This window comes from Streptomyces sp. NPDC002809 (assembly GCF_040295435.1).
Lineage (GTDB): Bacteria > Actinomycetota > Actinomycetes > Streptomycetales > Streptomycetaceae > Streptomyces.
Map to the genome: position 1 here is coordinate 21487 of NZ_JBEOVJ010000101.1, position 6564 is coordinate 28050.

A 6564-nucleotide genomic window follows, 5' to 3' on the forward strand; every position below is an offset into this window, starting at 1 on the left:
CTGGAGGTTGGGAAGAAGGGGCGGTCGGCGCGGCTCGAGCCGCCGACCCGACGCGAGGCGAGATGCGCGCTCGCAGTGATGGCCTTGACGGTAGAAACACCCGAAGAGCGTGTCAACGCTTTTGTTGACAATCTTAGAAACGATTTGGCCCCGGTCTGGTGTGCTGCCGGACCGGGGCCGAATGGTGGTGCCGAACGTCAGGCGACGGGCGGCGTTCCGTGGGTGTGGAACGACTCGATGGTGCGCAGACCCCAGGCCTGTCCCTTGGCGCGCTCGGCCTCGGTCCAGGTGATCAGGGGCCAGTCAGGTGCCAGCACCAGGCGGGTGAGCGGGTTGCAGAGTTCGATGCGGTTGCCGCCCGGCTCGTAGACGTACAGGAAGAACGTTTGCTGGATGGCGTGCTTGTGTGGGCCCGTCTCGATGAACACACCTGTGTCCAGGGCGAGATCGGCGCCGCGCAGGATGTCCTCGCGAGTGTCCGCGGCGAACGCGATGTGGTGGAGCCGGCCGCTCGACCCCGTCCAGTCCTCGGTGTAGACGATGTCGTAGGACTTGTTGGTGAACGTCAGCCACTGGGCCGCGATCTTTCCGCTGTCGAGGCGGATCTGCTCGGTGGGGCGGGCGCCGAGGACCTCACGGTGGAAGTCGCCGTTGACCGCCACGTCCGCGCCCAGGAAGTTGACATGGTCAAGTCGGCGAACGCCCACGCCGCGGCCCGGTTTGGCCTGCGGCTGGTTCTTGAGGCCCGGCCGCAGTTCCTCCGGTGCCTCGTACCACTCGCTCTCCCAGTACAGGGCCAGCTCGTGGCCATCGGGGTCGGTGGTGACGTACAGCCGGCCGATGCCCGGTTCGTCCTCGGCCCAGCGGCCCGGTCGGCCTGCCGCCTCGATGGCCTCGACCCGGCGGCGGAGCGCGTCCTCGCTGGAGGTGCGCAGGGCGGTGCGCCGGATTCCGGGGGTGGAGTGGGCGGTGAGCGTGAGGCTGTGATGCTCGTAGTCGTCCCAGGTCCGCAAGTACACGGAGTCGCCGGAGCGGCCGTTCTCGGTCAGGCCGAGGAAGTCGGTGAAGAAGCGGACGCTGGCGTCCAGGTCGGGGGTGAGCAGTTCGACATGGCCGAGGTGGGCGATGTCTCCGAGAGGCGGGGTCATCTGCGACTCCTAGAAGTGCGGAGGTGCGGGGGAGTTGATCCGGGAGAGGGTCAGGCGGGGCGCGGGAAGACCGTGCCGTCGAAGATCTTTCGGGCGGTACGTACGACAGCGGTGCGGCCGGCCATCGGAAGGGAGCCGTCCGTACCCCGCTCGACGGCCGACTCGATGTCGAGGAACCCCGTGGGGTGCTCTATGCGCAGCCGGTCCCCGTGGGCGGGCAGCCGCGCCACGTCCTCACCGACGCCGCCGGCGATACGCAGCCCGGCGGCCACGCTCGCGGCGCCCAGCACGCCGATGGACGTGTGGCAGCGCACCGGGATGAACGTGCGCGTCGACACCGCGCCGCCGTGCCTCGGCGGCGCCAGCAGGCTCACCTTGGGCACGGTGGCGTTCGCGACGTCCCCGAGCCCCATCAACGGCCCTGCCGCAAGGCGGATTTCTCGGATCCGCCGGGCCAGGCCCGAGTCCGCCTCCAGTGCCCGCGGATCCTCGTAACCGGTCATCCGCAGAGCCGAAGCGGCGATCAGGACCGTCGGCATGCCGTTGTCCACACAGGTCACCGACGTGCCGGCGAGGGTGTCGCGGACGCTGCCCGTGGGCAGCAGCGGACTGCTGCCCGGCGGGAAGCCGATCACCACCGGTGCGGCGGTCCCCGGCACCCCGGAGATCTCGGCGGCGCCCTCGTACGAGACGCGCCCGTCAGGAGTGGGGAAGGTCGCGGTGGCGAGATCCCCCGTGTTGAGCATGCGGATCCGCACCGAGGTCACGGCCCGGCCGGGGGCGACGAGGCCGCGTTCGACGGCGAAGGGGCCGACTCCCGCCAGGAGATTTCCGCAGTTCTGACGACTCGACACATCTGCTGTGCCGACGCCGACCTGGAGGAAGAGATAGTCGACGTCGGTGTCGGGGCGGGCCGACGGGCCAACCACTGCCACCTTGCTGGTGAGGGGATGCGCCCCGCCCAGGCCGTCGATCTGGCGTGCGTCGGGACTGCCCATGATCCGCAGCAGCAGATCGTCACGCAGAGCCGGTTCGGCGGGCAGGTCCTCCGTCAGGAAGTAGCCGCCCTTGGAGGTGCCGCCGCGCAGGAGCATGCAGCGCACCCCGGCGGGCGCGGTCACCGCCCCGGCCCGGGCGTCTCCGCGACGTATGCGTCGTACTGCTGGTACCGAACGCCGAGGCGTACGAGTGTCTCGCGCAGCCCGTACCGGTCCAGCCCCAGTTGCCCCTCGGCGAACGCCGCGCGTGACGCCTCCTCCTTCGCCGTGCGAGCCTTTGACAACTCGGCTGCCTCCGCAGCCCGTTCGCGCGGAACGCACATCACGCCGTCGTCGTCGGCGAGAATCACATCACCGGGACGGATGATGTGGCCGCCGATCGCGACCGGCACATTGACCGATCCACCGGTCGCCTTGACCGTGCCCTGGGCGGAGACCGCGGCCGACCAGACGGGGAAGCCCATCTCGCGCAACTCGGATGTGTCGCGCACCCCGGCGTTGGTGACCAGGCCGCGCACGCCCCGGTACCGCAGCGCGGTGGCGAACAGCTCGCCGAACATGCCGTCGGCGGACGGCGAAGTGGTGGTGACGACGAGAAGGTCGCCCTCGCCGCACTGCTCGACGGCCGCATGGATCATGAGGTTGTCGCCGGGCCAGCTGAGCACCGTGACCGCGGTGCCCGCCACGCGCACGTCCTGCTGGATCGGGCGCAGGTGGGGGCCGAGGAGGCCGGTGCGGCCGAGCGCCTCGTGCACGGTCGCGACGCCGTAACCGGACAGCGCCGCCACGTCCTCGGCCGACGCCTTCGGGGGACGGGTGACGATGACGCCGCTCATGCCAGCTCCCCGGTGACCTGCGGGTAGGGGCGCATGTACGCCTCGGCCCAAGTGGTGTGCGGAAGGCCGAGGTTGGGGCCCGCGTTGCGCTTGAGCTGTACGCCGCGCCGCTTGCCGAGGTCCGTGTAGTACTCCCACAGGTGCTGCTGGGCCGACAGGCACTCCATGGCCTTGCGCTTCGTCTCCCAGACCTCGGTGATGTCCAGGAGCACCTCGGGCGTGAACCCGCACATCTCCGGCTGGTGCGGTTCGAAGAAGAACACCGGGGGAGCCCCGATGATCTCGCCCTCGGCCGGGTAGCCGATCGCCTGGGCCAGGACGCGCGCGTCCAGGGCCATGCGGGCGGCCGCCGGGTGGTCCCCGTTGTACGGGTCGGTGAGGGGGTGGGTGAGGACCACGTCGGGCTGCGCCTCGCGGTAGACGGTGACCAGCCGGTCGGTGAGTTCGGGTGTCACCGGCAGCGGGTAGTCACCGGCGTCGAAGAAGACGATCCGGGCGCCGAGCGTCGCCGCGGCGCGTTCGGCCTCCTCGCGGCGGATCGCCTTGATCTCCGCCAGCTGCTTGCCCTCGCGCCACGCCTTCGCCGACTCGCCCCGTTCGCCGAAGGTCAGGCACGCGATGGTGACCTGCTCCCCGCGGGAGGCGGCGAGGGCTATGGCGCCGCCCGCCCGCCAGACGAAGTCCCCGGCGTGCGCGGTGATCACCAGCGTCGATCGTGGGGTGGCGGGCACCTTGCCGTGCGTCATTGCGAACTCTCCTTGGTGACAGGTGTGCTCCCGCCCCGAGTCGCGTCAGTCGTCGCGCAAGGCGTCGATCACGCTGCCGAGGTGGGCGCGGACGGCTGCTTCCGCCGCCTGCGGGTCCCTGGCCGTGATCGCGTCGATCACGGCCTGGTGTTCACTCAGGGACTTCTGTGGACGGCCCGGCCGGAGCGCCAACTGGAACTGATGGCGCACGAGTTGGCCGTTCAGTCGCTCCAGGAGCCCGACGGCCGTCTGCTGGCCGGAGAACTCCCGGATCAGTGCGTGCAGCCGGTGGTTGAGCTCGGAGTAGGTCATCGGCTCACCGTCGGCCACGGCCTTGGCCATGGCCGCACCCGTCGCCACCAGCTCCGCCAGTTGTTCCTCGGTGGCCCCGGCGGCCACCTTGGCGGCGCAGAGTCCCTCGAGAACCATCCGGCACTCGGTGATGGCGACCGCTTCCTCCTTGGTCACCACGCGGACGCGTGATCCGCGGTTACGGATCCGCTCCACGAGCCCCTCGGATGCCAGCTCGAGAAGTGCCGCCCGGATGCTGGCCCGGGTGACACCGAACTGCTCGGCGAGTTCGTCCTCCACCAGCCGCTGGGCCGGTGCCATCTCCCCTTGCATAATCGCCTGCCGAAGCTCCCCGAGTGCGTGCTGCTTGGCCTGCTCCCCGGAACTGGGACGCGCTTCCTTCGGCATCAATGCCCTCCCTGAGTGAGTGCCTGTCGAACGTAAACTTACGCCAACAGGATTGTCAACAATCTCGTTGGCAAGTCTTGCGCCGAGATCCGTGCCGGACTACGTTCCTCGCCGTAGCGCCGCTGCGGAGCCGAACGGCCGGCGGCGTCCCACGCATCACGGTGCGTCCGCGCCTCCCGACACCCTTCCCACACGCATCCACAGGACCGGCCGACGGGCACGAGGCCCGGGCCGCGATCGAACGGAGTCCGGGTATGCCCATACCCTCACGCTGGTTCCGACGGAAAACGGCTGCCGTACTGGCCGCCTTCGCCGCTGTTCTCGCCCTCGCCGGCGGAACGGGCATGGCGCTCGCCGACAGCACGACCGACGACGGCCGGGCCGCCGCCCCCGCCTCGGCCGCCGCCCTGGCGACAACCGGAGCGTCCTCCGGCACCGCACCCGCCCTGCCCTGCTCCGGCATCGCCTCACTCGACCTGGCGGCCGACGTACCCGGCGTGCCCTTCGAGATCAGTTCCGCGACGGAGCTGGCCGCCGGCAGCAACACGCTCGGGAACTGGGCAGCCTGCTACGTCAAAGGCGTGATCGCACCGCAGATCCACTTCGAGCTCCGGCTGCCCCTGAGCGGCTGGCAGTCCAACTACCTCCAGGTCGGCTGCGGCGGCCTCTGCGGAAACGTGAACACGGGCAGTGCCCCCGCCTCCAGCGGCTGTGTCCCGCTGACCACCGGCGCCTTCGCCGTCGCCTCAAGCGACGAGGGGCACTCCCAGGGCGGCGGCCTGTTCTCCACCGACCCCACCCTGCGCGCCGACTTCGGATACAAGTCCGACCACCAGCTCGCGCAGGCGGCCAAGGCGGTCATCAAGAAGTACTACGGGCAGGCCGCCGCCCACTCCTACTTCGACGGCTGCTCGCAGGGCGGCCACCAGGCCCTGACCGAGGCGCAGCGCTACCCGGACGACTTCGACGGGATCGTCGCCGGCGCCCCCGCCAACAACTTCACCGCCCTCAACACCTTCTCGCACGCCTGGACGGCCCAGTCCGTGTTCCTCGACGGCGGCCCCGCCACCCTCACCGTCGCCGACCTCGCACCGCTGCACGAGGCGGTACTCAAGGGCTGCTCCGCCACCGACGGAATCATCACGGACCCCCTCGGCTGCACCTGGGATCCCGCCACCCTCACGTGCCGGCCCGGACAGACCTCAACGCCCGCGGCCTTCTGCCTGACCGCCGACCAGGTCACCACACTCCACCGGATCTACTCCGGCCCCACCGACAGGCACGGCAAGCTGCTGTACCCCGGTTACCAACTGCGCGGTTCCGAACTCAACTGGGCCGGGGTCATAGTGCCGGCCACGGCCACCGGCGTCAGCGGAGACATCAACTTCGTCAGGGAAACCCTCCGCTATCAGATCTTCGACAGCCCGCAGCCCACACTGACCTACCGGGACATCGAGTTCACCGAGGCCTACTACAACAAGGTCGTCCGGCCCAACGAGGGCATGTACGACGCCACCGACCCGGACCTCAAGGCGTTCAAGGCCGGCGGCGGCAAGCTGATCCTCTGGCACGGACTGGGTGACCAGCACATCCCGGCCGTCGGCACCATGGCGTACTACAAGGCCGTGCAGAAGACCACGGGCGGCACAGCGGCGACGGCGAGCTTCGCCCGGCTGTTCCTCCTCCCGGGCGTCGCGCACTGCGGCGGCGGACAGGGTCCGGGCGACTTCGACGCGCTGACCGCCGTCGTCGACTGGGTCACGAAGGGCGACGCGCCCGCCAGTCTGACGACCACGTCGACGGACGGTTCCGGCAAGGTCACGGCCACCCGCCCCGTCTACCCCTTCCCGTACGTCGCCGAGAACACCACCGGGGGCCCGGCAAACGAGGCCGGCAGCTACACCCCCGTCAGGTCCGCCGCGGAGGCGGGCCTGACTCTGAACTGGCTCGGCTCCTTCCGCTCCGGCTACGAGACCGTCGGCAACTGGGTCAACGGCAAGTGGGTCGTCACCAGGGGCAAAGCCTGACCGGGTGACGTGAGACCGGGCGCTCAGCAGCTTGCCGGCCCGGACGGCGTCCAGGAACGACAGGACACTCTGCTCGATGCCGCGCTGACGGGCCACCGGCACCCAGTCGC

6 protein-coding genes and 1 pseudogene are annotated in these 6564 nt (G+C 70.2%); 1 reads left to right on the plus strand and 6 read right to left on the minus strand.

Features of this window, described 5'->3' with window-relative positions:
• Positions 1 to 197 precede the first annotated feature (197 nt).
• The 5 genes from ABT025_RS35060 to ABT025_RS35080 are packed head-to-tail and all read right to left on the minus strand — an operon-like array spanning position 198 to position 4427.
• Positions 198 to 1148, minus strand: a complete 951-nt coding sequence (locus ABT025_RS35060) for a catechol 2,3-dioxygenase (RefSeq protein ID WP_351002714.1) — start codon at positions 1146 to 1148, stop codon at positions 198 to 200.
• Positions 1149 to 1198: 50 nt separating this feature from the next.
• Positions 1199 to 2242, minus strand: a complete 1044-nt coding sequence (locus tag ABT025_RS35065; protein ID WP_351002715.1) for a 4-oxalomesaconate tautomerase — start codon at positions 2240 to 2242, stop codon at positions 1199 to 1201.
• Positions 2243 to 2265: 23 nt separating this feature from the next.
• A complete protein-coding gene (locus tag ABT025_RS35070) occupies positions 2266 to 2982 on the minus strand; it encodes a 4-carboxy-4-hydroxy-2-oxoadipate aldolase/oxaloacetate decarboxylase (RefSeq protein WP_351002716.1) in 717 nt (238 codons plus the stop codon).
• Positions 2979 to 3728: a PIG-L deacetylase family protein gene (locus ABT025_RS35075; RefSeq protein ID WP_351002717.1), complete on the minus strand. Its 750-nt coding sequence runs from the start codon at positions 3726 to 3728 to the stop codon at positions 2979 to 2981. The genes ABT025_RS35070 and ABT025_RS35075 overlap by 4 nt, the downstream gene beginning before the upstream one ends.
• 45 nt (positions 3729 to 3773) lie before the next feature.
• Positions 3774 to 4427 carry a GntR family transcriptional regulator gene (locus ABT025_RS35080; RefSeq protein ID WP_351002718.1) on the minus strand — a complete coding sequence of 218 codons (654 nt, stop codon included), beginning with the start codon at positions 4425 to 4427 and terminating at the stop codon, positions 3774 to 3776.
• 254 nt (positions 4428 to 4681) lie between these two features.
• Between ABT025_RS35080 and ABT025_RS35085 the strand changes: the two genes are divergently transcribed.
• Positions 4682 to 6454 carry a tannase/feruloyl esterase family alpha/beta hydrolase gene (locus ABT025_RS35085; protein ID WP_351002719.1) on the plus strand — a complete coding sequence of 591 codons (1773 nt, stop codon included), beginning with the start codon at positions 4682 to 4684 and terminating at the stop codon, positions 6452 to 6454.
• Between the two features lie 15 nt (positions 6455 to 6469).
• Here ABT025_RS35085 and ABT025_RS35090 read toward each other — a convergent pair.
• Positions 6470 to 6564, minus strand: a pseudogene (locus ABT025_RS35090) (gfo/Idh/MocA family oxidoreductase); the annotation flags it as partial.

Bases quoted from the DNA above. Each gene is read 5' to 3' on its own strand.
- ABT025_RS35070 (WP_351002716.1), bottom strand. From the start codon at position 2,982: ATGAGCGGCGTCATCGTCACCCGTCCCCCGAAGGCGTCGGCCGAGGAC.
- ABT025_RS35065 (WP_351002715.1), bottom strand. From the start codon at position 2,242: ATGCTCCTGCGCGGCGGCACCTCCAAGGGCGGCTACTTCCTGACGGAG.
- ABT025_RS35080 (WP_351002718.1), bottom strand. From the start codon at position 4,427: ATGCCGAAGGAAGCGCGTCCCAGTTCCGGGGAGCAGGCCAAGCAGCAC.
- ABT025_RS35075 (WP_351002717.1), bottom strand. From the start codon at position 3,728: ATGACGCACGGCAAGGTGCCCGCCACCCCACGATCGACGCTGGTGATC.
- ABT025_RS35085 (WP_351002719.1), top strand. From the start codon at position 4,682: ATGCCCATACCCTCACGCTGGTTCCGACGGAAAACGGCTGCCGTACTG.
- ABT025_RS35060 (WP_351002714.1), bottom strand. From the start codon at position 1,148: ATGACCCCGCCTCTCGGAGACATCGCCCACCTCGGCCATGTCGAACTG.